The organism is Flavobacterium aeripolare (genome assembly GCF_013294025.1).
GTDB lineage: Bacteria > Bacteroidota > Bacteroidia > Flavobacteriales > Flavobacteriaceae > Flavobacterium.
Window position 1 is genome coordinate 23,676 of the sequence record NZ_JABSNL010000014.1, and the last position, 26,318, is coordinate 49,993.

24 protein-coding genes are annotated in these 26,318 nt (G+C 34.2%); 7 read left to right on the top strand and 17 right to left on the bottom strand.

The window, feature by feature from the left end; all coding sequences use genetic code 11:
* Positions 1-4 precede the first annotated feature (4 nt).
* Entirely contained in the window at positions 5-1,114 is a 1,110-nt protein-coding gene (locus HNQ00_RS14605) for an ABC transporter permease (protein ID WP_173839245.1), read from the top strand.
* A 17-nt stretch (positions 1,115-1,131) separates the two neighbouring features.
* Positions 1,132-1,962 (top strand): DNA/RNA non-specific endonuclease, encoded by an 831-nt coding sequence (locus tag HNQ00_RS14610; RefSeq protein ID WP_254598541.1) that lies wholly within the window; start codon positions 1,132-1,134, stop codon positions 1,960-1,962.
* A 17-nt stretch (positions 1,963-1,979) separates the two neighbouring features.
* Here HNQ00_RS14610 and rodA read toward each other — a convergent pair whose 3' ends face one another.
* The 6 genes from rodA to purH form a co-directional block, all read right to left on the bottom strand.
* Entirely contained in the window at positions 1,980-3,215 is a 1,236-nt protein-coding gene (gene rodA / locus HNQ00_RS14615; protein WP_173839246.1) for a rod shape-determining protein RodA, read from the bottom strand.
* 16 nt (positions 3,216-3,231) lie between these two features.
* A complete protein-coding gene (mrdA, locus tag HNQ00_RS14620; RefSeq protein ID WP_173839247.1) occupies positions 3,232-5,265 on the bottom strand; it encodes a penicillin-binding protein 2 in 2,034 nt (677 codons plus the stop codon).
* Complete coding sequence (locus HNQ00_RS14625) at positions 5,262-5,768, bottom strand: rod shape-determining protein MreD (protein ID WP_173839248.1); 507 nt, start codon at positions 5,766-5,768, stop codon at positions 5,262-5,264. Before HNQ00_RS14625 ends, mrdA begins: the two co-directional genes overlap by 4 nt.
* Positions 5,761-6,585, bottom strand: a complete 825-nt coding sequence (mreC, locus tag HNQ00_RS14630; protein WP_173839249.1) for a rod shape-determining protein MreC — start codon at positions 6,583-6,585, stop codon at positions 5,761-5,763. The genes HNQ00_RS14625 and mreC overlap by 8 nt, the downstream gene beginning before the upstream one ends.
* Before the next feature lie 89 nt (positions 6,586-6,674).
* A complete protein-coding gene (locus tag HNQ00_RS14635; RefSeq protein ID WP_173839250.1) occupies positions 6,675-7,703 on the bottom strand; it encodes a rod shape-determining protein in 1,029 nt (342 codons plus the stop codon).
* 54 nt (positions 7,704-7,757) lie between these two features.
* A complete protein-coding gene (gene purH / locus HNQ00_RS14640) occupies positions 7,758-9,284 on the bottom strand; it encodes a bifunctional phosphoribosylaminoimidazolecarboxamide formyltransferase/IMP cyclohydrolase (protein WP_173839251.1) in 1,527 nt (508 codons plus the stop codon).
* Between the two features lie 197 nt (positions 9,285-9,481).
* Between purH and HNQ00_RS14645 the strand changes: the two genes are divergently transcribed.
* Both HNQ00_RS14645 and HNQ00_RS14650 read left to right on the top strand, forming a co-directional pair.
* Positions 9,482-10,732, top strand: a complete 1,251-nt coding sequence (locus HNQ00_RS14645; protein WP_173839252.1) for an ABC transporter permease — start codon at positions 9,482-9,484, stop codon at positions 10,730-10,732.
* 120 nt (positions 10,733-10,852) lie between these two features.
* Positions 10,853-11,899, top strand: coding sequence for an NAD(P)-dependent alcohol dehydrogenase (locus HNQ00_RS14650; RefSeq protein ID WP_173839253.1), 1,047 nt, complete (start codon positions 10,853-10,855; stop codon positions 11,897-11,899).
* Between the two features lie 173 nt (positions 11,900-12,072).
* Here the strand turns inward: HNQ00_RS14650 and accD are convergent, their stop codons facing one another.
* From accD to tamL, 3 genes are all read right to left on the bottom strand, one after another.
* Positions 12,073-12,927: an acetyl-CoA carboxylase, carboxyltransferase subunit beta gene (accD, locus tag HNQ00_RS14655; protein WP_173839254.1), complete on the bottom strand. Its 855-nt coding sequence runs from the start codon at positions 12,925-12,927 to the stop codon at positions 12,073-12,075.
* 57 nt (positions 12,928-12,984) lie between these two features.
* Positions 12,985-14,052 carry a class II fructose-bisphosphate aldolase gene (fbaA, locus tag HNQ00_RS14660; protein ID WP_173839255.1) on the bottom strand — a complete coding sequence of 356 codons (1,068 nt, stop codon included), beginning with the start codon at positions 14,050-14,052 and terminating at the stop codon, positions 12,985-12,987.
* Positions 14,053-14,119: 67 nt separating this feature from the next.
* Entirely contained in the window at positions 14,120-16,678 is a 2,559-nt protein-coding gene (gene tamL / locus HNQ00_RS14665) for a translocation and assembly module lipoprotein TamL (protein ID WP_173839256.1), read from the bottom strand.
* 37 nt (positions 16,679-16,715) lie between these two features.
* Here tamL and HNQ00_RS14670 point away from each other — a divergent pair, with 37 nt between their 5' ends.
* Positions 16,716-17,444 carry an RNA methyltransferase gene (locus HNQ00_RS14670; RefSeq protein ID WP_173839257.1) on the top strand — a complete coding sequence of 243 codons (729 nt, stop codon included), beginning with the start codon at positions 16,716-16,718 and terminating at the stop codon, positions 17,442-17,444.
* 3 nt (positions 17,445-17,447) lie between these two features.
* Here the strand turns inward: HNQ00_RS14670 and porT are convergent, their stop codons facing one another.
* The 4 genes from porT to HNQ00_RS14690 all read right to left on the bottom strand — a co-directional run bounded on the left by porT (position 17,448) and on the right by HNQ00_RS14690 (position 20,453).
* Positions 17,448-18,164, bottom strand: a complete 717-nt coding sequence (gene porT / locus HNQ00_RS14675; protein WP_173839258.1) for a type IX secretion/gliding motility protein PorT/SprT — start codon at positions 18,162-18,164, stop codon at positions 17,448-17,450.
* 23 nt (positions 18,165-18,187) lie between these two features.
* Entirely contained in the window at positions 18,188-18,919 is a 732-nt protein-coding gene (ubiE, locus tag HNQ00_RS14680; protein WP_173839259.1) for a bifunctional demethylmenaquinone methyltransferase/2-methoxy-6-polyprenyl-1,4-benzoquinol methylase UbiE, read from the bottom strand.
* A gap of 709 nt (positions 18,920-19,628) precedes the next feature.
* Positions 19,629-20,111: a dihydrofolate reductase gene (locus tag HNQ00_RS14685; RefSeq protein WP_173839260.1), complete on the bottom strand. Its 483-nt coding sequence runs from the start codon at positions 20,109-20,111 to the stop codon at positions 19,629-19,631.
* A 9-nt stretch (positions 20,112-20,120) separates the two neighbouring features.
* The gene (locus tag HNQ00_RS14690) at positions 20,121-20,453 is read right to left on the bottom strand and encodes a 2TM domain-containing protein (RefSeq protein ID WP_173839261.1); all 333 of its coding nucleotides are present in this window, start codon (positions 20,451-20,453) and stop codon (positions 20,121-20,123) included.
* A 235-nt stretch (positions 20,454-20,688) separates the two neighbouring features.
* Here HNQ00_RS14690 and HNQ00_RS14695 point away from each other — a divergent pair, with 235 nt between their 5' ends.
* Entirely contained in the window at positions 20,689-20,985 is a 297-nt protein-coding gene (locus tag HNQ00_RS14695) for an isoamylase early set domain-containing protein (protein ID WP_173839262.1), read from the top strand.
* Here HNQ00_RS14695 and HNQ00_RS14700 read toward each other — a convergent pair.
* From HNQ00_RS14700 to HNQ00_RS14715, 4 genes are all read right to left on the bottom strand, one after another.
* The gene (locus HNQ00_RS14700) at positions 20,982-21,806 is read right to left on the bottom strand and encodes a thymidylate synthase (RefSeq protein WP_173839263.1); all 825 of its coding nucleotides are present in this window, start codon (positions 21,804-21,806) and stop codon (positions 20,982-20,984) included. The genes HNQ00_RS14695 and HNQ00_RS14700 overlap by 4 nt on opposite strands.
* 77 nt (positions 21,807-21,883) lie before the next feature.
* Positions 21,884-22,513 carry a bifunctional nuclease family protein gene (locus HNQ00_RS14705; RefSeq protein WP_173839264.1) on the bottom strand — a complete coding sequence of 210 codons (630 nt, stop codon included), beginning with the start codon at positions 22,511-22,513 and terminating at the stop codon, positions 21,884-21,886.
* A gap of 157 nt (positions 22,514-22,670) precedes the next feature.
* The gene (locus HNQ00_RS14710) at positions 22,671-23,639 is read right to left on the bottom strand and encodes an electron transfer flavoprotein subunit alpha/FixB family protein (protein ID WP_173839265.1); all 969 of its coding nucleotides are present in this window, start codon (positions 23,637-23,639) and stop codon (positions 22,671-22,673) included.
* A 72-nt stretch (positions 23,640-23,711) separates the two neighbouring features.
* A complete protein-coding gene (locus tag HNQ00_RS14715; protein WP_173839266.1) occupies positions 23,712-24,458 on the bottom strand; it encodes an electron transfer flavoprotein subunit beta/FixA family protein in 747 nt (248 codons plus the stop codon).
* 854 nt (positions 24,459-25,312) lie between these two features.
* On the opposite strand from HNQ00_RS14715, the gene HNQ00_RS14720 reads away from it, so the two are divergent.
* The gene (locus tag HNQ00_RS14720; protein WP_173839267.1) at positions 25,313-26,290 is read left to right on the top strand and encodes a pyruvate dehydrogenase complex E1 component subunit beta; all 978 of its coding nucleotides are present in this window, start codon (positions 25,313-25,315) and stop codon (positions 26,288-26,290) included.
* Positions 26,291-26,318 lie beyond the last annotated feature (28 nt).

Genomic DNA, 26,318 nt, shown 5'->3' on the forward strand with positions numbered 1-26,318 from the left:
ATAAATGAACAATAATATAACTCAGTCCTTAACAGCTATTGCGCTCCAAAAATTCAAGAAGAATTTTTGGGGCGTTTTTAGTTTTGCCTTTATTTTAATTTTAGTGTTGATTTCGATATTTGCGTATGTCATAGCACCTGATAAATCAGAAAATGCTAATCAGATGCATCTATCTATTCACTCAAAATCCCCAGGTTTTAAGGTGCAAATACTAACAATTCCTTTAAGTCAAAAGCAGGGAAGTCATTTTAGCGATTACTTTTTTGGTGCGGTTAACACCGTTACCGAAGTGCCGATAACTTCGTTTAAACGTAACGGGGATAAACTATCGTATATAGAATATTCTGATGAACCATCTTTAAAGATGGAAAAGGAGGTAGGAGTTGCCGCATTTCAAGGATCAAATAGTATTCAAGAAGTATCGGAAAAATTTATTTCCACACGTACATTTTACCTTGGTACAGATAAATATGGTAGAGATTTATTAAGTCGTATGCTTATAGGTTCTCGTGTTTCTATTTCGATAGGTGTTGTTGCAGTTGTAATTTCTTTAATTGTAGGGATCTTCTTTGGTGCGGTGGGAGGATATTTTGGAGGTAAAGTCGATGCGTTAATTATGTGGATTGTAAATATAATTTGGTCGATACCTACACTTTTATTGGTGATTGCTATAACGCTCGCATTAGGAAAAGGATTTTGGCAGGTATTTGTGGCTGTAGGTTTAACTATGTGGGTGGAGGTTGCACGTGTAGTAAGAGGGCAGGTAATTAGTGTCAAAGAAATGCAGTATGTTACTGCGGCTCGCGCTCTAGGTTTCAGTGATTTCCGAATTATTTTCAATCACATCCTCCCTAATATTATGGCGCCTGTTATTGTAATTTCTGCGGCTAATTTTGCTAGTGCCATATTAGTAGAAAGTGGATTAAGCTTTTTAGGTCTTGGAGCACAGCCGCCTATTCCTAGCTGGGGTAGTATTATAAAGGACCATTATAGTTACATTATATTAGGTAAGCCTTATCTTGCCATGGTGCCAGGTTTAGCGATTATGTCACTCACATTAGCTTTTATGATGATGGGGAATGCACTTCGTGATGCCCTAGATGTCAAACAATAATTTAAAATTAAGTAAGTATGAAGAATAGTATGTGGATGAAACTAGTACTAATGTCAATTTTAGGTTCATTGATTTTAGTGTCATGTAAGAAGCAAGATGAAGCTGCTAATAGTGTAGTGGATCATAATTCAAATACTAGTGGTACGCGGCCTTCCGGAGAGCCGCTTTTACTTGAAGCCTATTTACCACTAGCTTCAAATAATCAAATTATCACTCACAAATACTACACTTTATCATACGATAATAATGCTGAGCAAGCGGAGTGGCTGGCCTACGATCTCAAAGAAGATTATATAGTAAACAATGATTTTAAAAGACCGTATTTTATAGAAGATGATTTAGTCAAATTGAAATCTGCTGATTGGAGAAATTATAAAAAGTCAGGCTACGATCGTGGTCATTTATGCCCAGCTGCCGATATGGAATTTGATAAAGGTGCTTATGATGACACTTTTTATACTTCAAATATTTCACCGCAAGACCACGACTTTAATGGAGGCATTTGGAATCGTTTGGAGCAAAAAGTTCGTTATTGGGCAAAAAGGTATGACGGTGTTAAAGTTATCACTGGAGGCGTGCTCAAAAACACCTCTAAGACTATAGGCTCTGAAAAAGTAGTAGTTCCAGATTACTTTTACAAAATTATATTTGATGATGAGCAGGGCAAACTAAAAGCTATTGCTTTTTTAATGCCAAATAAAAAGAGCGACGCCGCTTTGTACACTTTTGTGGTGTCTATTGACAAAATTGAAGCAATGACTGGAATTGATTTTTTTCCAAAGGTTAATGATGATTTAGAAAACGCTTTAGAGAAAAACACAAGTTATAAAGATTGGGCATTGAACTAAATACAAGTGGTTCTATTCTACCATTCATTTACCTTGTTAGCATCCATCTTAAGAAAAATAAATAACAAGATGGTAAACCCCCATAGACCAGAACCTCCATATGAAAAGAAGGGTAGCGGTACACCAATGGTTGGAAATATACCAATAACCATAGCGATATTTACAAAAAAGTGAATAAAAAGTATGCCAGCTACACAGTAACCATAAACACGACTAAATTTTGTCTTTTGTCTCTCAGCAAGGTAAATCACTCTTAAAAGTAATCCTGTAAAAAGGGCGATTACAAATAAAGATCCTGCAAATCCCCATTCTTCACCTACAGTAGTAAAGATATAATCGGTGTGTTGTTCAGGGACAAATCCTCCTTTTGTTTGGGTTCCTTCAAGAAAACCTTTGCCTATCCAGCCTCCAGATCCAATTGCAATTTCAGATTGATTTGTATTGTATCCAATTCCTTTTAAATCGACTGTTTTACCCAATAAGATGTTGAAACGATCACGGTGGTGTTGCTTAAATACGTTGTCAAAAACATAATCTACAGAAAGTACAAAGCCGGAAATTAAAGCAAATATGACGCCACTCGCAATTGGGTTTCTATCACCTAATCTTGATTTGAAAAAAACGGCAAGAACTACTACTAGAGATGCTAGAATAATGTAAATAGGTTCGAATATTAGTGTCAGTACAAACAGTAAGATCGCTATAAATCCTGTCCATACGTACCATGATGGAAGACCTTCGCGATAAAGTACTAAGATGAATGCACTGTAAATAAGTGCACTACCAGGGTCAGGTTGTGGTAATATTAAAAATACTGGAAGTAGTACAATGGCTAATGCTTGTATTTGCCTGTTTACGTCTTTTAAATTAATTTGAGAATCACTTAAATACTTCGCTAATGCTAAGGCTGTTGCTGCCTTTGCAAACTCTGACGGTTGCAGTGTAAACCCACCTATGGCATACCAACAACGTTGCCCTGCGATTGTTTTACCAAACAAGAACAAACCTGCTAGTAACACTAATGCCCCAACAAAGATTACACTAGCATATTTTTCATAGAACTTACTGTCTACAGCTAATAGAATAAAAATCAATGGTATGGTAAGTACAATGAAAATAAGTTGCTTGTCTGAGGTGCCATCAGTAGAAGATAGCGACGATGAATAAATATTCAACCATCCCATCACTACAAGTGCGGCGTATATAATAATACAAGTCCAATCAAGATTTTTTTTAATACTTTGATTTTTCATTAGCAGTAATTCTCTTTTAGTTTTGTGAAGTAGGTTCTACTTTTGTTGCGGTAGCTGTATTTTTTATTGCTGTTGTCGCTGTTTTTGGTACTGTAGTGGTTGTTGCAGCCTTTACTGCAGTTGGTTTTGCAGTGCTTTCTTTAACCAAAGCATTTACAGCGGCTGTTATTACAGAATTATCCATTTTAGGTGTTGTTTCAATGGCACTTGCTTCGGCCATTCCTCCTAATTTAGCATAGCGATCTCTTAAGCTTATCTTTAAAACTCTCGTTTCGAGATCCACTCTAGAAATCTTTTTGCGTAAATATTTTTCGATCATTAAACTTGCTATAGGTCCAGCGATTGTGGCTCCAAATCCTCCGTTTTCGACCATAACAGCAATTGCTATTTTTGGGTTATCCTTTGGTGCAAAAGCAACAAATATCGAGTGGTCTTCAAGTTTGACTCTTTTACCATCAATTTTAGCGTAATTTTCGGCAGTACCTGTTTTTCCACAAATGTCGATACCCTCCACACGTAGGCTTCGAGCAGTACCCATATTATATACATCAAATAAACCTTGAATTACGGGTTTGTAGAAACGCTTGTCAATAGTAGTAACATGCTTCTCAGTAAATTTTGGATCAATTGCTCCTCCTTTAATTTTTTTGATGATATGAGGCGTATAGTAATAACCTTCATTAGCTACTGTTGCCATCATGTTTGCTAATTGAATAGGCGTCATTAAAACTTCTCCTTGTCCAATCGAGTTTGAGATAATAGTAGTACTTCTCCAGCCTCCATTAGGATAGATTTTTTTGTATGTTTTAGAATCGGGTACGTTTCCTCTTTTTCCAGTAGGTAAATCGTAACCCATGAAAGAACCTAATCCAAAACTTCTAACATGTTTGCTCCAGATATCAACAGCATTTGCGGGCTTCACATACTTGTTGATGGTGCGCATGTAAACATTTGCAAAGTAAGTGTTGCAAGAGTTATAGATTCCGTTATTTAGATTATGGGGCCCAAAACCATGACATTTCATAAATCGTCCGCGACCATAACTAAAGCCGTGATGACACATAAACGAAGTTTGCTCGTCTATGACTCCTTCTTGTAAGCCAATTAGTCCGGTTAATATTTTAAAAGGTGATCCTGGAGGGTACTCGGCTAAAAGTCCTCTATCATAAAGTGGTTTGGCTATCGAGTCATGATACAATAAGGTGTAGTTTCTCGATCTTTCACGTCCTACTAAAATTGAAGGGTCATAAGAAGGCGCAGTAACAAGCGCCAGGATCTCACCAGTTTTAGGTTCGATTGCGACGATACCACCTCTTTTATTAATCATCAACTGCTCGCCATATTTTTGTATTTCAGCGTCGAGTGAGAGATTGATGTCTTCACCTTGAACGGCAATAGTATCGTATTTTCCTTCCTTGTAAGAACCTATTTCGCGATTGAACTTGTCTTTCTGAAAATATTTCACGCCTTTAATACCACGTAAAATTTCCTCGTAGCTTTGTTCAACACCTTGTTTCCCTATTAAATCACCACTTTTGTAGTATTTATTTTTGGCTATCAGTTTTTCATTTACTTGTGTTATGAAACCAAAGACATTGGCTCCAAAATCAACTTCGTAATCTCTTAAAGATCTTTTTTGGAAATAAAAACCTTCAAACTTTCTGATTTTTTCTTGGAAAGCAGCAAATTCACTTTTGTTAAGTTGGGCTAAAAATACAGAGGGTAGACGTGGACTGTATACTTTTGCTTTAGCTATTTTTTTAATATAATCCTCTTTTGTGATTTTAAGTAGACCACAAAATTCTAAGGTATCGATGTTTTTCAGCTCTCTAGGTATCACCATGATATCATAAGAAGCTTGATTTGCTACTAAAAGTTTTCCATTTCGATCATAAATATACCCTCTTTCAGGATAATCATATTGAATTTTAATGGCGTTGTTTTCTGATTTTAATTTGAAGGTATCGTTGATTACCTGCAAATAAAATATGCGAATTAGTAGCAAGGATGCTGCGATAATAATTAAAGAAGGCAGCAGAAATTTTCTCATCGTTTGTTTGGCTTAATAAGGTATATTATGATAATGCAACTGATAACTGTAAAAATAGTGCTTAAAAAAGCACGTAATAAAATATCTAGTAAGAAACTGACTTGAAAAGCTTCTAATATAAACAATGTAAAATGATGAACGACTACCGAAATTAAAATAAAAGAGAATCGTTCAGGTGTTAAAACGTCGTTTAATTTAATCGTTTGGTATTCATAACTAACACCAAAAGAAAATTTAAATATGGAAGGTCTTACAAATGCTAGTACTAGACAAGCAGTAGTGTGAATTCCACCAGAATTTGAAAAAATATCCATTACTAATCCTAGCAAAAAGCTAGCCACTAATAATCCCGATTTGTTACCATTTACGGGATACAAGATGATGAATAAAATATAAGGTAAAGGCATTATAAAACCTAGAAACCCCATATTGTTGAAAAAGATAATTTGAACGGCTAATAATAAAATGAACCGTGAAATATTGACTAACAAAGTGCTATTCATGTTTCGTGGTTTTTTCTAAATTATTAAATTCTCTTCTGTTTTTACTCTTGATTACATAAACATGTCCAAGATTAGTCATGTCATTAAAGAGTTTTACATTGATAGTGTAGTAGTGTGTTTTGTTATCAATTTCTACTTTGTCTACGGTACCAATGTTGATGTTTTCAGGAAAGATCACTGATTGACCTCCTGTAACGATCGTATCTCCTTTTCTAATAGCTGCTAGTCTAGGAACGTCAATTAATTGTACAAAACCAGTGCTTCTACCATTCCAAATTAAAGAACCAAAGTGATTAGACTTCTTGATTTTTGCATTGATATGAGATTGGACGTTCAAGATGCTCACAACTGTAGCGAAATTTTTAGAAGTTTTGTCTATAATCCCTACAATCCCTAAATTGTTTACGACACCCATATCAGGTTCTAGACCTGCGTCTGATCCTGAATCTAAAGTCAAGAAATTTTCATGTACATTAAAGGAGTTGTGTATTACCTTTGAAACAACAATGTCTTCTGGTAATGTCACTTTTAAATTTTGGAATCTTTTTATAGCAGAAGAATCTTTTGATTTAAAAAGTAAGCTTTTAAGTCTTGCATTTTCTATTGCAAGAGCTTCGTTTTGTGTTTTAAGACTTAAGTATTCACCTACGTTATTAATTTGCTCGTATACTCCGCCACTTAAAAAGTTAGCAGAACTAATAACCCTACTTTTATGGTAGGAGTGCGATTGCACGGTAAGCAGTAACGAAATGCATAATAGCAGCAAAAACAGTATACGATTACTGTTTTTAAATAGAAAATTAAATATCTGCTGCATTTCTTATTTATATTATAATGTTTAAAAATTTCTAAGAGTAGTTATGCATTAAAATTTGGTATTCAATGCATAACTACTATTTAGAATTCTTATTTGATCAAGATACTTTTGAATCTTGCTAAGTTTTTCAAAGCCATTCCAGTTCCTCTAACAACTGCTCTTAATGGATCTTCAGCAATATAAACAGGTAAATCTGTTTTTTGAGAAATTCTTTTATCTAAACCTCTCAACATTGATCCACCACCAGCTAAGTAAATACCAGTATTGTAGATATCTGCTGCTAATTCAGGAGGAGTTTGCGATAATGTTTCCATTACAGCATCTTCGATTCGTTGAATAGATTTGTCTAATGCTTTTGCTATTTCTCTGTAAGAAACATCTACTTGCTTAGGTTTACCTGTAAGTAAATCTCTACCTTGAACTGACATATCTTCTGGTGCTGTTTCAAGATCTTCTATTGCAGCTCCTATTTGGATTTTAATTTTTTCGGCAGTGCTTTCACCCACAAATAAATTGTGTTGTGTACGCATGTAGTATACGATATCATTTGTAAAAACATCACCTGCAATTTTTACAGATTTGTCACAAACGATTCCACCTAGAGCAATAACTGCGATTTCAGTAGTACCACCACCTATATCGACAATCATATTCCCCTTTGGTTGCATGATGTCAATTCCTATTCCTATAGCGGCTGCCATAGGTTCATGAATTAAATATACTTCCTTACCGTTTACACGTTCACATGACTCTTTTACCGCTCTCATTTCTACTTCGGTAATTCCAGAAGGAATACAAACTACCATACGTAAAGCTGGAGTGAACATTCTTTTTTTCAATGCAGGTATGCTTTTAATAAACATACTAATCATTTTTTCTGAAGCATCAAAATCTGCAATTACACCGTCTTTCAAAGGTCTTATTGTTTTAATGTTTTCATGTGTCTTACCCTGCATTAAGTTGGCTTCTTTACCAACGGCAATGATTTTACCAGAAATCCTATCTCTGGCAACAATTGATGGGCTGTCAATTACAACTTTATCATTGTGAATGATTAAAGTGTTAGCTGTACCAAGGTCTATCGCGATATCCTCAGTCATGAAATCAAAAAATCCCATAAGTTTTTTAGGGGTTTAGAAGTTAAAAATTAAGAGCGCACAAAGTTAAACAAATTAATGTTTAAAATGACGTGTTCCTGTAAATACCATTGCAAGTTTATTTTCATTGCAATAATTGATGCTTAATTCGTCTTTAATTGATCCTCCTGGTTGAATAACAGCTGTTATGCCAGCATTTTTTGCTATCTCTACACAGTCAGGAAAAGGGAAGAAGGCGTCGCTGGCCATTGATGTGCCAGTTAAGTCAAATCCAAATACTCTTGCTTTTTCAATTGCTTGTAATAAAGCATCTACTCGAGATGTTTGACCTGTTCCAGATGAAATAAGAGTACCGTTCTTTGCAAAAACGATGGTGTTAGATTTAGTGTTCTTGCAAACTTTTGATGCAAAAATCAAATCTTCTATTTCTTGTTCTGTCGGACTTGTTAGGGTAACGGTTCTTAGATCTTCTTTATTGTCTGTAATATTGTTTCTTTCTTGAATTAACAAACCGTTTAGACAAGTTCTTACTTGTTTTGATGGTAATGCCACTTCGTTTTGAACTAAGATAATTCGGTTTTTCTTCTCTTGTAAGATCGTGATTGCCTCTTCGTCATATTCAGGCGCTATTACTACTTCACAAAACAATTTGTTTATTTCGTTTGCTGTCGCAACATCAATTTTAACATTCGATATTAATACACCACCAAAGGCAGATGTAGGATCGCAAGCTAAAGCGGCAACATAGGCTTCACTAATGGTGCTTCTAGATGCTAAACCGCAAGCGTTATTGTGTTTTAAAATGGCAAATGTAGGTCCGTCATTTTTAAATTCGTTAATTAAATTAACTGCGGCGTCTACGTCTAGTAAGTTATTGTATGATAATTCTTTTCCGTGTATTTTATTGAACATTGCCTCAAAGTCACCAAAGAAAAATCCTTTTTGATGTGGGTTTTCGCCATATCTTAATACTTGACCGTCAGCGATACTTTCTTTATAAACTGTTTCATCAGTATTAAAGTAATTAAAGATTGCTGTATCGTAGTGAGAAGATACATGAAATGCTTTTGTTGCAAGTAATTTTCTTTCTGCTAATGTTGTTGCACCATTATTGTTTGTAATCATATCTAGAAGTAGGCTGTATTCGTCTACTGATGCTACGATTGCTGTGTCTTTAAAGTTTTTAGCAGCTGCTCTAATTAAAGAAATACCACCAATATCTATTTTTTCGATAATATCTGATTCGCTTGCTCCAGATGCTACTGTTTTTTCAAACGGGTATAAATCAACAATTACTAAATCAATTTGAGGAATATCAAACTCTTTCATTTGTTGTACATCACTTTCATTGTCTTGGCGATTTAAAATTCCACCAAAAACTTTTGGGTGTAATGTTTTTACTCTACCACCTAGAATTGAGGGGTATGAAGTAACATCTTCAACTGCTACAACGGGAATTCCTAGGCTTTTTATGAAGTCTTCTGTTCCTCCTGTTGAATAAAGTGTAACATTTTGATCGTTTAGTAGTCTTACAATAGGTTCAAGGCCTTCTTTCGAAAAAACTGAAATTAATGCAGATTTAATTGTTTTTGTTGTGTCCATGTGTAGTTATAGTTATAAAGTGCAAAAATAGTTTTTTAAAGTTAAAATTAAACTATTTGAAAAAGAGATAATTTGGAAATAAAGACCATATCTTATTTAATTTATAAAATATAGCAGTAACGGTAGAAGCAATACACATTTGATTAGGTTTTTGAGGAATATTTATAGAATTTTACTTTAACAGAAATTAATATATTATGATAGTCTATCTTCGATTATTAAAAGAGAGTTTTACGTTTGCAATCAATGCGTTAACAAATAATAAGCTGCGTACTTTGCTTTCATTATTAGGGGTGACTATTGGTATCTTATCTATTATTGCAGTGCTTGCTGCGGTAGATTCCTTAGATCGAAAAATCACTAAAGATTTAAGTAGTTTAGATAAAAACACCATTTATCTAATGCGTTTTTCTTTTGGTCCTTCGGATATTCCGCAATGGAAACGCGAACAATTTCCTAATGTAAGTTATGACGAGTACATCACATTAAAGAATTCAATTAATAATACCGATCAAGTAGGTTATCAGTTATTTGTAAAAAAGGAAAGTATTAAATACGAATCTAAAACGGTTAGCGATGTAAACGTTGTGCCTGTTTCTAACGAATTTATCGATATTGGTGGTTTGGAATTTGATACGGGTCGTTTTTATAATGAATCTGAATCTAATTCTGGTACGGCAGTAATTGTTCTTGGTAGTGAAATAGCAGAAGGTCTTTTTGGACAAATAGATCCTATAGGTAAAAATCTACGATTATATGGTCAACGTTTTACTGTTATAGGTGTCTTAAAAAAGCAAGGAGAAGGTTTGTTTGGAGATAGTAACGATACATCGGTGTATTTACCTGTGAATTTTTTAAGAAGACTTTACGGTGATAATAACGATTCGATGACACCGGTTATTTTATTAAAACCAAATAAAGGTATAGACATGGCAGCTTATAAAGCAGATGTGATTCAGAAACTTAGAGCTGCTCGCGGACTAAAAGCGGGAGAGATTGACAACTTTTTTATTAATGTATTATCTGGATTTACTGATTTTATAGATGGAATCATTGGTCAAATGAATTTTGTAGGTTGGATAATTAGTGGTTTTTCATTGTTAGTAGGAGGGTTCGGAATCGCAAATATCATGTTTGTTTCAGTAAAAGAACGTACTAATTTGATAGGTATTCAAAAATCGCTTGGCGCTAAAAATCATTTCATACTCTTTCAGTTTTTGTTTGAGGCAATCATTTTGTCAGTAATTGGAGGAATCATAGGATTGATCATGGTATGGATAATTTCGATAATTATTACCAATGTTTTAGACTTTGAGTTTGTGCTTAGTACAGGGAATATAATTTTAGGTACGGTATTGGCAGCAATCATTGGTCTTATATCAGGTATCTTACCCGCGATTAGTGCGTCTAGGCTAGATCCAGTTGAGGCTATACGTACAGGAATGTAGTATTAAAGCTAACTTGAAAAGATTAATTATTAACAATTGTTGAGGCTTCTATTTATGGTATTCTTAACAATTGCATGGCGCTGTTTTTGTAATTTTGCCCTCGAATTAAAATAAAAAATTATGTCAGAAGTTAAAGCATATGCTGCTTACGATGCGGAAACGCCGTTAAAGCCGTACACATTTGAAAGAGATGAATTAAAAGAGAAAGAAATCCAAATCGAGATTCTTTATAGTGGTGTTTGTCACTCAGATATTCACACTGCAAAAGGAGATTGGGGACCAGCTATTTATCCTCTAGTTCCAGGTCACGAGATCGTAGGGCGCATTACTGCAGTAGGTAGTGCTGTAACTAAATTTACAGTAGGTGAACTTGCAGGTGTAGGTTGTTTTGTTGATTCATGTAGAACATGTCCAAGCTGTAAAGCTGGTGATGAGCAGTTATGTGATGAGGGAATGACAGGTACGTACAATAGCTATGAAAGAGGAACTAATACACCTACTTACGGTGGTTACTCTACAAGTATTACTGTTGACGAAGAATATACTTTACACGTTTCAGATAAATTAGAGCTATCAGGAGTTGCTCCTTTATTATGTGCAGGTATTACAACGTATTCTCCTTTACGTCGTTTAAACGTAGGGAAAGGGCACAAAGTGGGAGTTTTAGGTTTAGGTGGATTAGGACACATGGCAGTTAAATTTGCAGCCTCTTTTGGTGCAGAAGTTACTATGTTAAGCCATTCTCCTTCAAAAGAAGCAGATGCTAAAAAACTAGGAGCGCACCATTTTGCATTGACTTCAAATCCTGAAGTAATGGAATCTCTTGCAGGTAAGTTTGATGTGATCTTAAACACTGTATCAGCTGAGCATGATTACAACGCTTACTTGAACTTATTAAACACTAATGGAACAATGATCATTGTAGGAATTCCTAATTCTCCAGCGATTATTCCAGCGGCTACTTTAGTAATGAAACGTAGAAGTATCATGGGAAGTTTAATAGGTGGAATTGCTGAGACTCAAGAAATGTTAGATTATTGTGCAGAGCACAATATCACATCTGATGTTGAAGTAATCAATATGGATTATATCAACGAAGCTTATGATAGAATGAACAAAAGCGATGTGAAATATCGTTTTGTAATTGATATGGCTTCTTTGAAATAGTAAGATAATGTTATTTATTATAAACCGCCCAAGCGATCAATTGATTGTTTGGGCGGTTTTTTTATTGGGTAATTTATCGCTGCTATTTATTTTGGCTTTAAGCCAAATTGCAACAAAAAAAAATGAGTTTGATAGTGCTATCAAACTCATTTTATACCTATTGTAGTTAGAAACTATCTAATAGCATTATTTTGAATTAAATCAATATATAAATTGACTTTATCTTTTAATTCTTTTCTTGGAGTAATAAAGTCTAAGAAACCGTGCTCAAGTAAAAATTCTGCAGTTTGAAATCCCTCAGGTAAATCTTTTCCGGTAGTATCTCTTACCACTCTAGGTCCAGCAAATCCAATTAAGGCACCTGGCTCAGAGATATTGATATCTCCTAACATGGCATAAGATGCAGTCGTACCACCTGTTGTAGGATCTGTACAAAGAGAGATGTAAGGTAATTTTGCTTCCGCTAATTGTGCTAGCTTTACAGATGTTTTTGCTAATTGCATTAACGAGTAAGCTGCTTCCATCATACGTGCTCCACCAGATTTTGAAATCATAATAAAGGGAAGCTTGTTTTTAATAGCGTGGTTAATACCTCTTGATATTTTTTCACCTACTACAGCTCCCATAGATCCACCAATAAAAGCAAAATCCATACAGCAAATGACAACTTCTTTTCCTTTTGATTTCCCTACTCCAGTACGCACTGCGTCTTTAAGTTTGGTTTTTTCCATAACATCCTTCAATCTGTCTGCATATTTTTTTGTATCAACAAAATGCAAAGGATCTTTAGAAGTTAAGTTTTTGTCTAACTCAACAAATTCGTTGTTGTCAAACAAAATTTCAAAATAGGTTGCACTACCAATTCTCACGTGAAATCCATCCTCTGGACTCACAAATAAATTGCGTTCTAATTCATCAGCATCAATTACTTTACCTGTTGGTGATTTGTACCAAAGTCCCTTTGGAACATCCATTTTGTCCTCAGTAGCAGTCGTAATTCCTTTTTCTTTTCTCTTAAACCAAGCCATAAATTTAAAGTATAATTGACAGTCGACATTTATTAAAAGTCAACTGTCAATTGTTAATTATAGTGTATTCACATTATTCAAGTCAGCAAAAGCTTGTTCCAATCTTGTGTTGAAAGTTACTTCGCTCTCACGTACCCATTTTCTTGGGTCGTAATATTTTTTATTAGGTACATCAGCTCCTTCAGGATTACCAATTTGTGTTTTTAAATAGTCAATATTTTTAACCATGTAATCGCGAATACCTTCTGTGTAAGCAAATTGTAAGTCGGTATCAATGTTCATTTTGATAACTCCGTAGCTAATTCCTTCTCTAATTTCTTCAAGTGTAGAACCTGATCCACCGTGAAAAACAAAATCAACAGGGTTGTTTCCTGTGTTGAATTTCTTTTGAACGAAATCTTGAGAGTTCTTTAAAATTTTTGGAGTCAATTTCACGTTACCTGGTTTGTATACACCGTGTACGTTTCCAAAAGCTGCTGCAATAGTAAATTTAGGACTTACTTTCATAAGTTCTTCGTAAGCAAATGCAACTTCTTCAGGTTGTGTGTATAATTTAGAGCTATCAACATCAGAGTTATCAACACCATCTTCCTCACCACCGGTGATTCCAAGTTCGATTTCTAATGTCATTCCCATTTTGCTCATTCGAGCTAAATAGCCTTTGCAAATTTCGATATTCTCTTCGATTGGTTCCTCAGAAAGGTCAATCATGTGAGAGCTAAATAAAGGTTTTCCAGTTGCAGCAAAGTGTTCTTCTGATGCATCTAATAAACCATCGATCCAAGGCAATAATTTTTTTGCACAGTGGTCAGTATGTAAAATAACAGTTGCTCCATAAGCTTCTGCTAATGCGTGAATGTGTTTTGCTCCAGCGATTCCACCAGCGATAGCTGCTTTCTCGTTTGCGTTAGACAGTCCTTTTCCTGCATTAAATTGTGCTCCTCCATTAGAGAATTGAATGATTACAGGTGCATTTAATTTTGCAGCTGTTTCTAAAACGCCATTTATTGTACTAGATCCAGTTACGTTAACAGCAGGTAAAGCAAATCCTTTTTCTTTTGCATAATTGAAAATTTCCTGTACTTGATCACCTGTAGCTACGCCTGGTTTGATGTTGTGTGCCATTGTAAATTTTTTTTAGTGGTTTTTTTATTTTTTAGTTCAAGACTACAAAAATAAGAATTAATTAGCATTAGAACGGGTAATTTATTCCAAAATTTAAAACGCTGTTTGCAAAGTTGTAATCTCTAAACCATTTCTTGTCTGTTTCGTTTGCTGGATCGTAGGTTTTAAATCCTAAGTCAAAACGCACGACTAAGAAAGTTAAATCGTATCGCAATCCAAATCCTGAACCTACGGCTAAATCCTTGAAACTTTTAAAACCGTTGAATGTTGATTTTTCATCGGTTACATTGTCTAGTACGTTCCAGATGTTTCCTACGTCGCTAAATAGTGCTCCTTTAATATTACCAGCTATTTTAAAACGGTATTCTGCACTTAAAGCAATCTTCATGTTAGCTTCGTTAAAATCATTAACGGCACCACTACGACCGGGTCCTAAACTATAGGGTTGCCACGCTCTATTATCATTTGAACCACCAGAGAAGTAACTTCGAGAAAAAGGAATATTATCTGAGTTTCCAAAAGGGATTGCAATACCAAAGAAGCTTCTCACCGCAAGGATGTTCTCATTTGATAAATCCCAATGTTTGATATAGTCAAATTCAGTTTTAATATATTCTGAATATTCAAGATTAAAAATTTCCCTATTTCCATCAGCATTCACTGCTCTATTTGTAGTACTCGACAATAAAGATAGCAAGGATCCAGCCGATTCGATTTTAGTTTTAAATAGATAAAAAGTTTTGTCTTGCAGGTCTTTTTTAGTCGTTTTTGTAAAAGTGAAGCTGGTTGCTAGTATAAAGTCGTTCTCTGTTAATCGCACTCTTCTTTCTTCAATGCTTTTTACCGATTGGAAGTCGTTGTCGCTAATACCTAGTGAAGCAGGGTTGTTGATTGCTGAGTTTGCAAAAGCTGTTGTACCCTTGTTAATTAGTAAATCACCGTTAGCATCTACATTAGAACCTTCAGTATTATAGATTTTTGCGATGTCATTTAGTGCGTCATAGGATGATCCATACACATTGAAATAATTGTCAGGATTTAAATTTCTAACAAATTGAACATTAAATAAGTCAAAACGTGCTGTATTGTTCCTCTTTGGGTTCCAGTTGTAAGTCACCGAGCCAGTAAAATTCTCTTTATCAAGTCCTATGTTTGTTTGACGAGCAAAACCTATCGCCATTAACGTCGATGGAATCATGCTTTTAGGAATAATTCGCTCTGTAGAAAATGGTAAAAATATCCTAGGGATAGTTAACTTTAAGTCGGCTCCATATTCAGATACGTTGAAAAATTGGTTGTTAGGATTTGCTAAATCCTTAGAAGAACCAATATTTGCTCTCCCTGATAACGATAGTGTTTCGGCACCATTAAAGACATTTCGTATGGTCAGTGAAGGACTAAATGAGATACCTATGTCTTGAATGTTAGAGTGTGTAACGTCAAAGAAGGCTCCAAAACTATATTTTTTTCGGGGAGTCAAAAATACTTTCGCGATAAGCGAACTAGCCGTACTATCTCTTTTATCTACCTCATACTGGATACTTGGATAGTTGAAAATTTTCAAGTTATTTAAATAGCGCGTGGTAAGCACCGTTTTAAAATCAGCAAAAGGCATTCCCTTGTTGATAAATATTGCATCAGTGATCGCATGCGGTTTGTACTTTAATTTATCGTGGCTGTATAAATTAAAATTTTTATAGCTGATGCTGTCGTTAATGGTATTGTCAGTACGAGTAGTAGAATAGTCAGTGTAAATGTTTACATCGCTAATCTTGTATAATTTAAATGGTTCTGTACGTGTCGAGTCCTTGTCTTGATAAGTGTAATCGCTGACAATCATGTTTACATCTGCCTTGTTTACTTTGTTGATCGTATCAATGTTGAAGTTTACATAGGTGGGCTGAAAATAATAAGCACCATTATTTCTAAATTGTTCGGCAACTCTGCTTTTTTCCTCATCAAAATTAACGGTTTGATATTGCTGACCACGCTTTAAAAGAGAGTTTACTTTTCGCAATTGATATAACGAGTCTAGAGCAGGAGTGCTTATTGTAGTTGTTATAGAGTCTAGAAAATAAGGTTTTTTTGTAGCTATGATGTAATCTATCTTGGCTTTTTTACCGCTGATAGTATCTGTTTTATAACTTGTCTCGACATCAAAAAAACCTTTGTTAAAATAATAATACTTTAGTCGTGTTACGGATTTAGCTGTTTTAGTACTATCAATAATAGCTGGCGGTTCTCCTACTTTTTTTAAGAAGTCGTGTATACCATGATATAGGAAAGATTTTCCTAAACGATCCACTTGTTTAGCCGAGAGAAATTTTGATTGCCGCTCATATAATCCGGGATTGTTCTTGAATTTTGCTGCGTAAGTGGAATCAGGATTTAAATTTGCTAAATTGTATAAATGCAATCGCAAAGGATATCCTAAAATAAAAGTACTGTTTGGTTTTTGATAGAGCTGATTATAAGCGTTTTCCTCACTAGTACGTTTACCATTAACCATGATTCTGTTTTTTGTCAAACGCATTTTTCCGTCTGGAACTCTTTTTTCAGTGTTACAAGCAGATATTATTATTCCTATTAGAATAATTAGTGATATTTTTGTTGCAATTTTCTTCAAGTGTTTTAAAATATTTAATTCAAAAGTACATATTTTTATGGTTAGTAAAAACCAAATAAAACTTATAACTAGTTTACAGCAAAAAAAGTATCGTTTAGCCCACAAATTATTTTTTGCCGAAGGGGTAAAGGTAATTCAAGAACTACTAGATTCTAATATTGAGTTGGATCATTTATACACCACTCAAAATAACTTTGATCATGTTCCTGCAGACAAGCTGAGCCTGATTCATGATACTGATTTAAAAAAAATAAGTGCGCTAGCAACTCCTAATACTTGTTTAGCACTTTTTAAAATCCCTGTGGACCGCGAAATAATTACGTCAGGCCTTATGGTTGCACTGGATGGTGTAAGAGATCCTGGTAATTTAGGGACTATTTTAAGGCTTTGTGATTGGTATGGAATTACACAATTAATTTGCTCAAATGATTCTGTAGACTTATATAATTCTAAGGTAGTGCAAGCTACAATGGGGTCTATAAGTCGTGTCAATGTGAAGTATCTTGATCTAGAAGAGTTTTTGGCTGCTGCCAAAGTGCCTTTATTTGGAACATTTATGGATGGTGATAACATCTACAAAGCGTCATTACCTGAAGAGGGCATTATTATCATGGGGAATGAGGCTAATGGAATCTCTGAAGAAATTGAAAGAATTATCAAAAACAGAATTTCCATTCCGCGTTTTGGTGACTTGAAAATGACGGAGAGTTTAAATGTCGCTACTGCTACTGCAATTGTTTTAAGTGAATTTAAACGAAACTACTAATAATTAATGGAAGGTAAAATTAAGTAGTATTGCTCTATTTTTAATTGAATCTATATTGTCTGTGAACTGTCCTGGTCCGCCTGGTCCGTCATAATGAACTAATTCATCACCAATTCCAAAAACACCACGTATTGAAGGAGAGAAGATAAAATATTCTGTAAAAATATCAATACCTACACCTAGTTCATAGTTGATAGTCCATTGTTTTAATCGCAATCTTTCTTCAGTAGCCGATAAGTCACTAGCATTTTGATTGCTAGATAAATTCAGCATACCTGAGAAACCACCTTCTAAATAAGGACGTACATTACCTGCACGTAAAGCTGAGAACTTCACTAAAAGAGGTAAGTGGATAAACGTGCCTATTAATTCTCTTGATGCCCCAAAAGTTGTTCCTGTTAATTCAGGATTTACTAATTCTCTCTTTGAATAATACAGTCCAGGTTCAAAACGCAGGTGTATGTATTCTTGCAATCTTAGATCTCCAATAATTCCAACATTAAACCCAGTCGATTTTAATGTCTGAATTTCTTTTTGTGGTTCTTTGTAGTCGATTTTATAATCAAATAAATTAGTCCCTAGATAAAACCCAAAATGGATGGGTTGACTTTGGAAATTTTCTAAATTGATAATTGGGTCTTTACCAAAAATACTTTTATTGTATTGTGCGTTCCCTTTTATAAATAGAGTTAAAAGTAAAAGTAAGAATATCTTTTTCATAAATATCGAAATGAAATGGGCTACTATTTTTTTGATGCTGTGTATATTGTTGCTACGCCAAAGGTTTGAGGTAATGCTGCTACATCTATAAACCCAACTTTTCTTAAAATATTGTTTAAAGCTTCACCATAAGGGAAAGCTGCAGCCGATTCTGACAAATAGCCATAAGCTACATCATCCTTAGAAAATAGTTTACCTATAAGTGGAAGTACGTTTCTGCTATAGAAATTATATCCTTGTTTATAGGGTGTTTTATCTGGTACAGAAGTTTCCAAAATTACAAAAACTCCGTTTGGTTTTAACACACGTAATATTTCTGCTAATCCTTTTTCTAATGTTTCAAAATTTCGAACACCAAAAGCCACAGTAATCGCGTCAAAGTAGTTGTCGTCAAAAGGCATTTTTTCTGAATCTCCTAGAACCATTTCAATAGTTTTAGAAAGATTTTTTGCCGCAATTTTCTTTTCGCCTACTTCTAGCATTCCTGCAGAGATGTCTAAGCCTATAATTTGGGAAGCTTTTGTCTGGGCCATTAATATGGCAAGGTCTCCAGTTCCAGTTGCTATATCTAATATTGTATTGGGATTTGCTTTTGAAACAATTTCTAATACTTTTTTACGCCATTTGATGTCTATTCCAAAAGAAATGACACGGTTTAAATTGTCATAATTTCCAGAAATAGTATCAAACATCTGTGCTACTTGTTCTTTTTTACCTAGTGTGGAATCTTTATATGGAGTGATATTTTTTGACATTTTTTTTAATTTTCACAAATATACTATAATCTGTTTTTATGGGAGTGCAGTTTTTTAAAATCTATATTCTCAGGAGTGTAAATTTTCAAAAAAAAGTGCTTTATACCATAAATGTTAAATTTTCAAAAAGAGGCAAATATCACTAAAAGTGGGTATTGTGGACTACGGATTTATTAGCGAGTTTTACACCATAAAAATATAAGGTATTTTTTCAATGATTAAAAAGGGATTAATGGCTCAAATCAAGTGGTTGTTACTTGCGTTAACTTTATCACTTGTTCTTGTGTGCTGTTTTGACGGAACTGTGCTTGATCACAGTAGCATGACTAAAACGCAAAATACGTTCTTAGGATTAAATTTGTTTTTGGAAATTTTAATTTTCTTTGTCTTTAGTACCTTCGTGGTATTTGGTATTAAGGGCTTTTTTGAGATGTACTCTCAGAAAACATCTAATGTTATACTCTTCGTTAGCGGAGTGTTTTTAGCATTTGTAATAATTTTGTTGTGCTATCAAATATTATTTCAAGAATAAGTCATTCTTCCCTTCATTGTTTAATTTGTACCGGTAATGAATACATAAATGTTTTACTACCTTCTTTCTTAGCGGCAAAACTTGTAGGATTGTTATCGCTGTCTAATTAAAACAAATGAAATGCCAAAAAAAAGACCCTGAGAAGCAAGTGCTTTCTCAGGGTCTTTTTTATTATTCCTATTTCCTAATATAGGTTTCGTAGGTGAATTCATATTGGTGACGTTCATCTGTAGGATGTAGTTCTGATTGAACCAGTTCCCAATCTTCCAAGTCGATTTCTGGAAAAAAGGTATCTGCTTCAAAACTGTGATGAACTCGAGTGAGTTCAATCTTATTTGCTTCCGGTAAAGCTAAGTTGTAAATTTCTCCTCCACCTATTATAAATCGATCTTCGTTAGCAGGGCACGCAGCAAGCGCTTCTTCGATTGTTTTTACCACAGTACAACCTTCTGGATTGTAATCCTCTTGTCTACTGATTACGATATGAGTTCGATTAGGCAATGGTTTTTGTAAACTCTCAAAAGTCTTTCTACCCATTATAATATAATGGCCAGATGTTATTGCTTTGAATCGTTTGTAATCATCTGGTAAGTGCCAAATTATTTTATTGTCTTTTCCTAGTGCATTGTTTTCAGCTGCTGCCGCAATCATTGTCGTCATAAGATGGTATTATTTATTACTAGTATTTTCAACATGGTCCTTAAGCTCGGTAATTTTATTTTGCTGTAACAACACCAAGCGGTCTATTTGATCGCGTTCCCAGTTTTTATTCATAAAGCGATCAGTGATAAATACTTTTACAAAGTGCAATAAAAACAGGAATATCCATCCTGTTAATATCCATATAAACAAAGCAGGATTTTCTATAAATGTGAATAGTTTAATTGCAGCGAATAGAAATAAACTAACTAAAAATAGAACTACAAAATGATAGTATAGTCCTTTTTTTTGTTTGATCCTTCTGCGAGCATACTCGTAGAGTTCATGTTGTTCTTTTTCCATGTGTTCTTTTTTTAAGTTAAAGATAAAATATAATTTGTAAATTTTATCGTGTTGAGGAGTAATATTCGATCCAAATTTTGGCTAATTTAATAGTTTGGAATTTATAGCAGTGTTAAATTGATAAATGTATTTTTTTTTAACATCTAATATTAACAAAAGGTAAATCTTACAGCTTTTTGTAGTAGCTATGATTTTTGTGTTTACTTTAGCTTAAGATATTTAAAATGAAATAACTATGTCAATCAAGAAACAGTTTGTAAAAACAAAACCAGTGTGTAAAGTGACTTTTGTAGTAGCTAGTGGTGATGCTAAAAAAGCCTCTGTTGTGGGTGATTTTAATAATTGGGATGCTAGTGCAGGAGCGCTTACTAAATTAAAAAACGGAAATTTTAAAGGTGTTTTTGATTTAAATAAGGACGCTACTTATCAATTCAAGTATTTAGTAGATGATACTTATCTAAATGAAGAAGAAGCTGATAATTTTATTTGGAATGACTTTGCTGGATCAGAAAATAGTGTGTTGGTCGTTTAAACTGACACACTTCCTTTAATTGCATCGTGCGGATTGTATCCTTCTAGCGTAAAATCAGTATAGGTAAAATCAAATATATTCTTAACATCGGGGTTTAAGATCATTTTAGGCAATGCTCTAGGTTCTCTAGATAATTGCAATTCTAATTGCTCAAAATGGTTGTTGTAAATGTGAGCATCTCCAAAGGTGTGAATGAATTCGCCATATTGTAGATCGCAAACTTGTGCAATCATCATAGTAAGTAATGCGTAAGAAGCAATATTAAAAGGCACGCCTAGAAATATGTCAGCACTTCTTTGATACAATTGGCAAGACAATTTTCCGTTTGCAACATAGAATTGAAAAAACGCATGACAGGGTGGGAGTGCGGCTTTGTTATTGGCTACATTTTCTTCGAATGACTTTGTAGTGTCGGGTAACACAGATGGATTCCATGCTGATACTAACATTCTACGGCTATTTGGGTTGGTTTTTAGTTCGTTGATTAAATCAGTGATTTGGTCAATCTCCTCGCTGTTCCAGTTGCGCCATTGATGGCCGTAAACAGGGCCTAGGTCTCCATTAGAATCTGCCCAAGCGTCCCATATTTTAACACCGCTTTCTTGAAGGTATTTAATATTAGTATCTCCCTTTAAAAACCATAGTAATTCATGAACAATAGATTTTAAATGCAATTTTTTAGTCGTCACCATAGGGAAGCCTTCTGCAAGATCAAATCGCATTTGATAACCAAAAACACTTATTGTTCCAGTTCCTGTACGATCTCCTTTTTGACAACCGTTATCCATTACGTGCTGTACTAAATCTAAATATTGTTTCATTATAATTGAGGTATTGGAAAACTTAAGCTAAAAATATATTCTTTATTAGCGAACTAATTACTATCGTAGACAGTTCACTATGATTCTCTTTTGGAAATCTCATCTCTTACTTTTGCAGCCTTTTCATAATCTTCGTTTTCGACTGCTTGTGTAAGTAGTTCGTTCAATTCGTCAAGACTGTTTTTCATGTAAGGTCTTCCTGGTTGGTCGTCAGTTTGCTCTAAACCGAAAGTTTCTGGAGTAGACAAAATATCATCTATTTCATTGTTTTCGTTGTCACCATCAAGCGGATTTGTTTTTAAGAAAATACCGGCCTTATCTAGGATGTTTTTGTAAGTAAATATAGGTGCGTTAAATCTTAAAGCAAGTGCAATAGCATCTGATGTGCGTGCATCTATGATTTCTTCAATTTTGTCTCTTTCACAAATAATACTTGAATAGAAAACACCATCAACAAGTTTGTGAATAATAACTTGCTTTACTACGATGTCAAAACGTTCAGCAAAGTTCTTAAACAAATCATGTGTCAAAGGGCGTGGTGGTTTGATTTCTTTCTCTAAAGCAATAGCAATAGACTGTGCTTCAAATGCACCAATAACAATGGGAAGTTTTCTTTCACCGTCTACTTCGTTTAAAATTAAAGCGTAGGCTCCGTTTTGAGTCTGACTGTATGAAATTCCTTTAATTGACAATTTAACTAAGCTCATAATTGCTGTAATGAAAAGTACTAGGTACTTAATTTAAAGTTTTAATGTAGAATTAGATTTGGTGCTTTTTTTACAAAAAAATGAACGTAAAAAAAGCTGCCAAAAACAAAGATACAATTATCTTTTTTGGCAGCTAAATTTTAATAAATAATTATTATTATGCGTTTTGAGCTTTGAAAGCTTTTAACTTCTCAATTAGTTGAGGCACAACTTCAAAGGCGTCTCCTACGATTCCATAATCTGCAACTTTAAAGAAAGGAGCTTCTGGGTCAGTATTGATAACAAGTTTCACTTTTGAAGAGTTAATCCCTGCAATGTGTTGGATTGCTCCTGAGATACCTATTGCAATATACAAGTTGGTTGCTACTGGTTTACCTGTTTGTCCTACGTGTTCTCCGTGAGGTCTCCATCCTAAATCAGATACTGGTTTAGAACAAGCTGTTGCAGCACCAAGTACCGAAGCTAATTCTTCTACCATTCCCCAGTTTTCTGGCCCTTTTAATCCACGTCCTGCAGATACTACGATATCAGCATCAGCGATAGAAACTTTTCCAGTTACTTTTTCAACTGATTCTACTTTTACTCCAAAATCGTTATCACCAATAGTAGGGTTGAAATCCTCTTCAGTCAAAGAAGAAGCATTTTCAAAAATCCCGTATGAGTTTTTAGCTAATCCTAAAACTTTTACATCAGTTGTGATTTCAGTGATGTTAAAGGCTTTGTTAGAGAAAGCATTTCTTTTTACTTGAAAAGGCGAAGTGCTTACTGGAAGACCAACTACATTTGATGCGTATCCTGCATTTAATGCAACTGCAACAAGTGATGATAAGTAAATACTGTCTGTAGTAGAAGAAAGTAAAACTACTTTTGTTCCTTCTTTTTCGGCAGCTTGTTTAATTACATCAGCGTAAGCTTTTGCTGTAAAGCCACTCAACTTATCGTTGGTTACTTTTAATACCTTATCTACTCCGTATTTTGCTAATTCAGAAACATCAGCTGTATTTACAGTCAAAGCAGTTACAGTTGTTCCTAATGTTTCAGCTATTTTTTTTGCATAAGAAGCTAATTCAAATGCTACTTTTTTGAATTTACCTTCTGCTGATTCTGCATATATTAATATTGACATAATTTTTAATTTAAAGATTGAAAAATGTAATTATTTAAAGGTTCGATTTCTATTTGAAAGAACGTTTTTAAATTAGATTACTTTCGCTTCGTTGTGTAATAAATTGATTAACTCATCTAAGTTATCTGCAGCAACTAACTTCACTGCTGATTTAGCTGCTGGTTTTTCAAATTTTACTGCCTTAGTTGTAACTGTTGCATCAACTGGCTCAACTACTGCTAATGCTTTTGATCTTGCAGTCATAATTCCTCTCATGTTAGGGATGCGCAAGTCTTTTTCTTCAACTAGTCCTTTTTGACCACCTATGATTAATGGCAATGTAGTTGCAACAGTTTCTTTACCACCATCAATTTCACGTACTGCTTTCACATCGTTACCTTCAACTGTAATATCTGTACATGAATTCAAGAAGTTGTATCCTAAAATTCCTGCAATCATTCCAGGAACCATTCCTCCATTGTAATCTAAAGATTCTTTTCCTGCGATTACTAAGTCATAACCTCCAGTTTTAATTACTTCTGCTAACTGTTTTGCAACAAAAAAACCATCAGTAGGAGTGGCGTTCACACGAATTGCTTCGTTAGCGCCTATTGCTAATGCTTTTCTTAACGTTGGTTCAGTTTCTGGACCTCCTACATTAACAACGGTAACAGTAGCACCTTGTTTTTCTTGAAACCAAATAGCTCTTGTTAATCCAAATTCATCATTTGGGTTAATAACATATTGTACTCCATTGGTGTCAAATTCTGAATCGCCGTTGACGAAATTAATTTTCGAAGTAGTATCAGGAACGTGACTAATGCAAACTAATATTTTCATGATTATATTTTTTTATTTTCGTAATTTCTTTTACAAATTTAAAATAATAAATTGAATAAAATACTATGCGTGCATAATATTTTTTCAAAACTATTACGTTTTCGCAAATTTTTAATTCGCTACTTGATTCTTAAAGCCGTTCGCTATTACCATTTTTTCTGCCTGCCTTATATTTTTTTCTTTTTCGAAAATAAGAAAGATTCGAAGCCTTCCTTTTAGATGCTCGATGAATTTATTTCGAAAGGAGAAAGGGTGCAATCTTTAAATGGTACTAGGTTTTTAATTATTCGAAAGATAAAGTATTTATAGGATATCTTTTTAGTAAAATGAGCGTGTTTCATACTTATTTAAAAGCGTGCTTATTGCTTCTTATTTTCAGGGGGGCTTTAGTTTTACTTAGGGTGTTTTGGTCCTCTTAATTACAGTTGTAACTCGCTAATCACTGTGAGAGCGCTATTGGTTTGATTGTTTTCTTGTTGAAACTATTTAAAATAGCTGTTTCCCTTTGTTTACAATTTCATTTTTTTGGGTAATGACATCACACTAAAACTTAAATCTAAGTGCTTTAGTCCGTCCTGTGAAAGTAGTTTAAATAGTGGTTTTATTAGTCAAATAGACTGCCAATTTTTAGTGTTTTCAAAGCTTTAAGTTTAGTCCATGTAACGTATTTATTAGCTCATTGTTTGTGCTACATCTGTAAATGCGGTCATGTTATAAAAATAGCGTTCGGTTTTTAAAAAGTTAAATGCATCATAATGATGGTACATCCTGAGATTTTAAATTTAATTTATGCTAAAAAGTGATTTAAAATATTTATTTTTGCTTTTCGAAAAATACACATATATAATATAAATATGAGAACGATACAATTTAGAGAGGCCATTTGCGAAGCGATGAGTGAAGAAATGCGTCATGATGAATCCATTTATTTAATGGGTGAAGAAGTTGCTGAATATAATGGTGCTTATAAGGCATCTAAAGGTATGCTTGATGAATTTGGTGCAAAAAGAGTTATCGATACTCCTATTGCTGAGTTAGGTTTTACTGGTATTGCTGTAGGTTCAGCAATGAATGGTTGTCGTCCTATTGTTGAGTACATGACATTCAACTTTTGTTTAGTAGGTATTGATCAAATTATAAATAACGCTGCTAAAATGCGTCAAATGACTGGAGGACAATTCAATGTTCCTATCGTTTTTCGTGGGCCTACTGCATCTGCAGGTCAATTAGGAGCAACACACTCTCAAGCATTAGAAAACTGGTTTGCAAATACTCCGGGTCTTAAAGTTGTAGTTCCTTCTACTGTTTATGACGCAAAGGGATTATTAAAAGCAGCTATTCGTGATAATGACCCAGTTATTTTCATGGAATCAGAACAAATGTATGGTGATAAAGGTGAAGTTCCTGAAGGAGAATATACTATTCCTCTAGGTGTTGCTGATATTAAACGTGAAGGTACAGATGTAACTATTGTTTCTTTTGGTAAAATTATCAAAGAAGCTCATATCGCTGCAGAAGAATTAGCTAAAGAAGGAATCTCTTGTGAGATTGTCGACTTAAGAACAGTTCGTCCTATGGATTATGATACAATTATCGCTTCAGTTAAAAAAACAAATCGTTTAGTTGTTCTTGAAGAGGCTTGGCCTTTTGCAAGTGTGGCTTCTGAGATTACATATATTGTTCAAGAACGTGCTTTTGACTTTCTTGATGCGCCTATACAAAGAATCACAACTGCAGATACTCCAGCACCATATTCTCCAGTATTGCTAAAAGAATGGTTGCCTAACGCTGATGATGTTGTTAAAGCCGTTAAAAAAGTAATGTACAAATAGTACACTGCATAACATTATAAAAGCTTCA

Coding starts and splice junctions, on each gene's coding strand:
- HNQ00_RS14605 (WP_173839245.1), top strand. CDS start 5: ATGAACAATAATATAACTCAGTCCTTAACAGCTATTGCGCTCCAAAAA.
- HNQ00_RS14610 (WP_254598541.1), top strand. CDS start 1,132: ATGAAGAATAGTATGTGGATGAAACTAGTACTAATGTCAATTTTAGGT.
- rodA (WP_173839246.1), bottom strand. CDS start 3,215: ATGAAAAATCAAAGTATTAAAAAAAATCTTGATTGGACTTGTATTATT.
- mrdA (WP_173839247.1), bottom strand. CDS start 5,265: ATGAGAAAATTTCTGCTGCCTTCTTTAATTATTATCGCAGCATCCTTG.
- HNQ00_RS14625 (WP_173839248.1), bottom strand. CDS start 5,768: ATGAATAGCACTTTGTTAGTCAATATTTCACGGTTCATTTTATTATTA.
- mreC (WP_173839249.1), bottom strand. CDS start 6,585: ATGCAGCAGATATTTAATTTTCTATTTAAAAACAGTAATCGTATACTG.
- HNQ00_RS14635 (WP_173839250.1), bottom strand. CDS start 7,703: ATGGGATTTTTTGATTTCATGACTGAGGATATCGCGATAGACCTTGGT.
- purH (WP_173839251.1), bottom strand. CDS start 9,284: ATGGACACAACAAAAACAATTAAATCTGCATTAATTTCAGTTTTTTCG.
- HNQ00_RS14645 (WP_173839252.1), top strand. CDS start 9,482: ATGATAGTCTATCTTCGATTATTAAAAGAGAGTTTTACGTTTGCAATC.
- HNQ00_RS14650 (WP_173839253.1), top strand. CDS start 10,853: ATGTCAGAAGTTAAAGCATATGCTGCTTACGATGCGGAAACGCCGTTA.
- accD (WP_173839254.1), bottom strand. CDS start 12,927: ATGGCTTGGTTTAAGAGAAAAGAAAAAGGAATTACGACTGCTACTGAG.
- fbaA (WP_173839255.1), bottom strand. CDS start 14,052: ATGGCACACAACATCAAACCAGGCGTAGCTACAGGTGATCAAGTACAG.
- HNQ00_RS14670 (WP_173839257.1), top strand. CDS start 16,716: ATGGTTAGTAAAAACCAAATAAAACTTATAACTAGTTTACAGCAAAAA.
- porT (WP_173839258.1), bottom strand. CDS start 18,164: ATGAAAAAGATATTCTTACTTTTACTTTTAACTCTATTTATAAAAGGG.
- ubiE (WP_173839259.1), bottom strand. CDS start 18,919: ATGTCAAAAAATATCACTCCATATAAAGATTCCACACTAGGTAAAAAA.
- HNQ00_RS14685 (WP_173839260.1), bottom strand. CDS start 20,111: ATGACGACAATGATTGCGGCAGCAGCTGAAAACAATGCACTAGGAAAA.
- HNQ00_RS14690 (WP_173839261.1), bottom strand. CDS start 20,453: ATGGAAAAAGAACAACATGAACTCTACGAGTATGCTCGCAGAAGGATC.
- HNQ00_RS14695 (WP_173839262.1), top strand. CDS start 20,689: ATGTCAATCAAGAAACAGTTTGTAAAAACAAAACCAGTGTGTAAAGTG.
- HNQ00_RS14700 (WP_173839263.1), bottom strand. CDS start 21,806: ATGAAACAATATTTAGATTTAGTACAGCACGTAATGGATAACGGTTGT.
- HNQ00_RS14705 (WP_173839264.1), bottom strand. CDS start 22,513: ATGAGCTTAGTTAAATTGTCAATTAAAGGAATTTCATACAGTCAGACT.
- HNQ00_RS14710 (WP_173839265.1), bottom strand. CDS start 23,639: ATGTCAATATTAATATATGCAGAATCAGCAGAAGGTAAATTCAAAAAA.
- HNQ00_RS14715 (WP_173839266.1), bottom strand. CDS start 24,458: ATGAAAATATTAGTTTGCATTAGTCACGTTCCTGATACTACTTCGAAA.
- HNQ00_RS14720 (WP_173839267.1), top strand. CDS start 25,313: ATGAGAACGATACAATTTAGAGAGGCCATTTGCGAAGCGATGAGTGAA.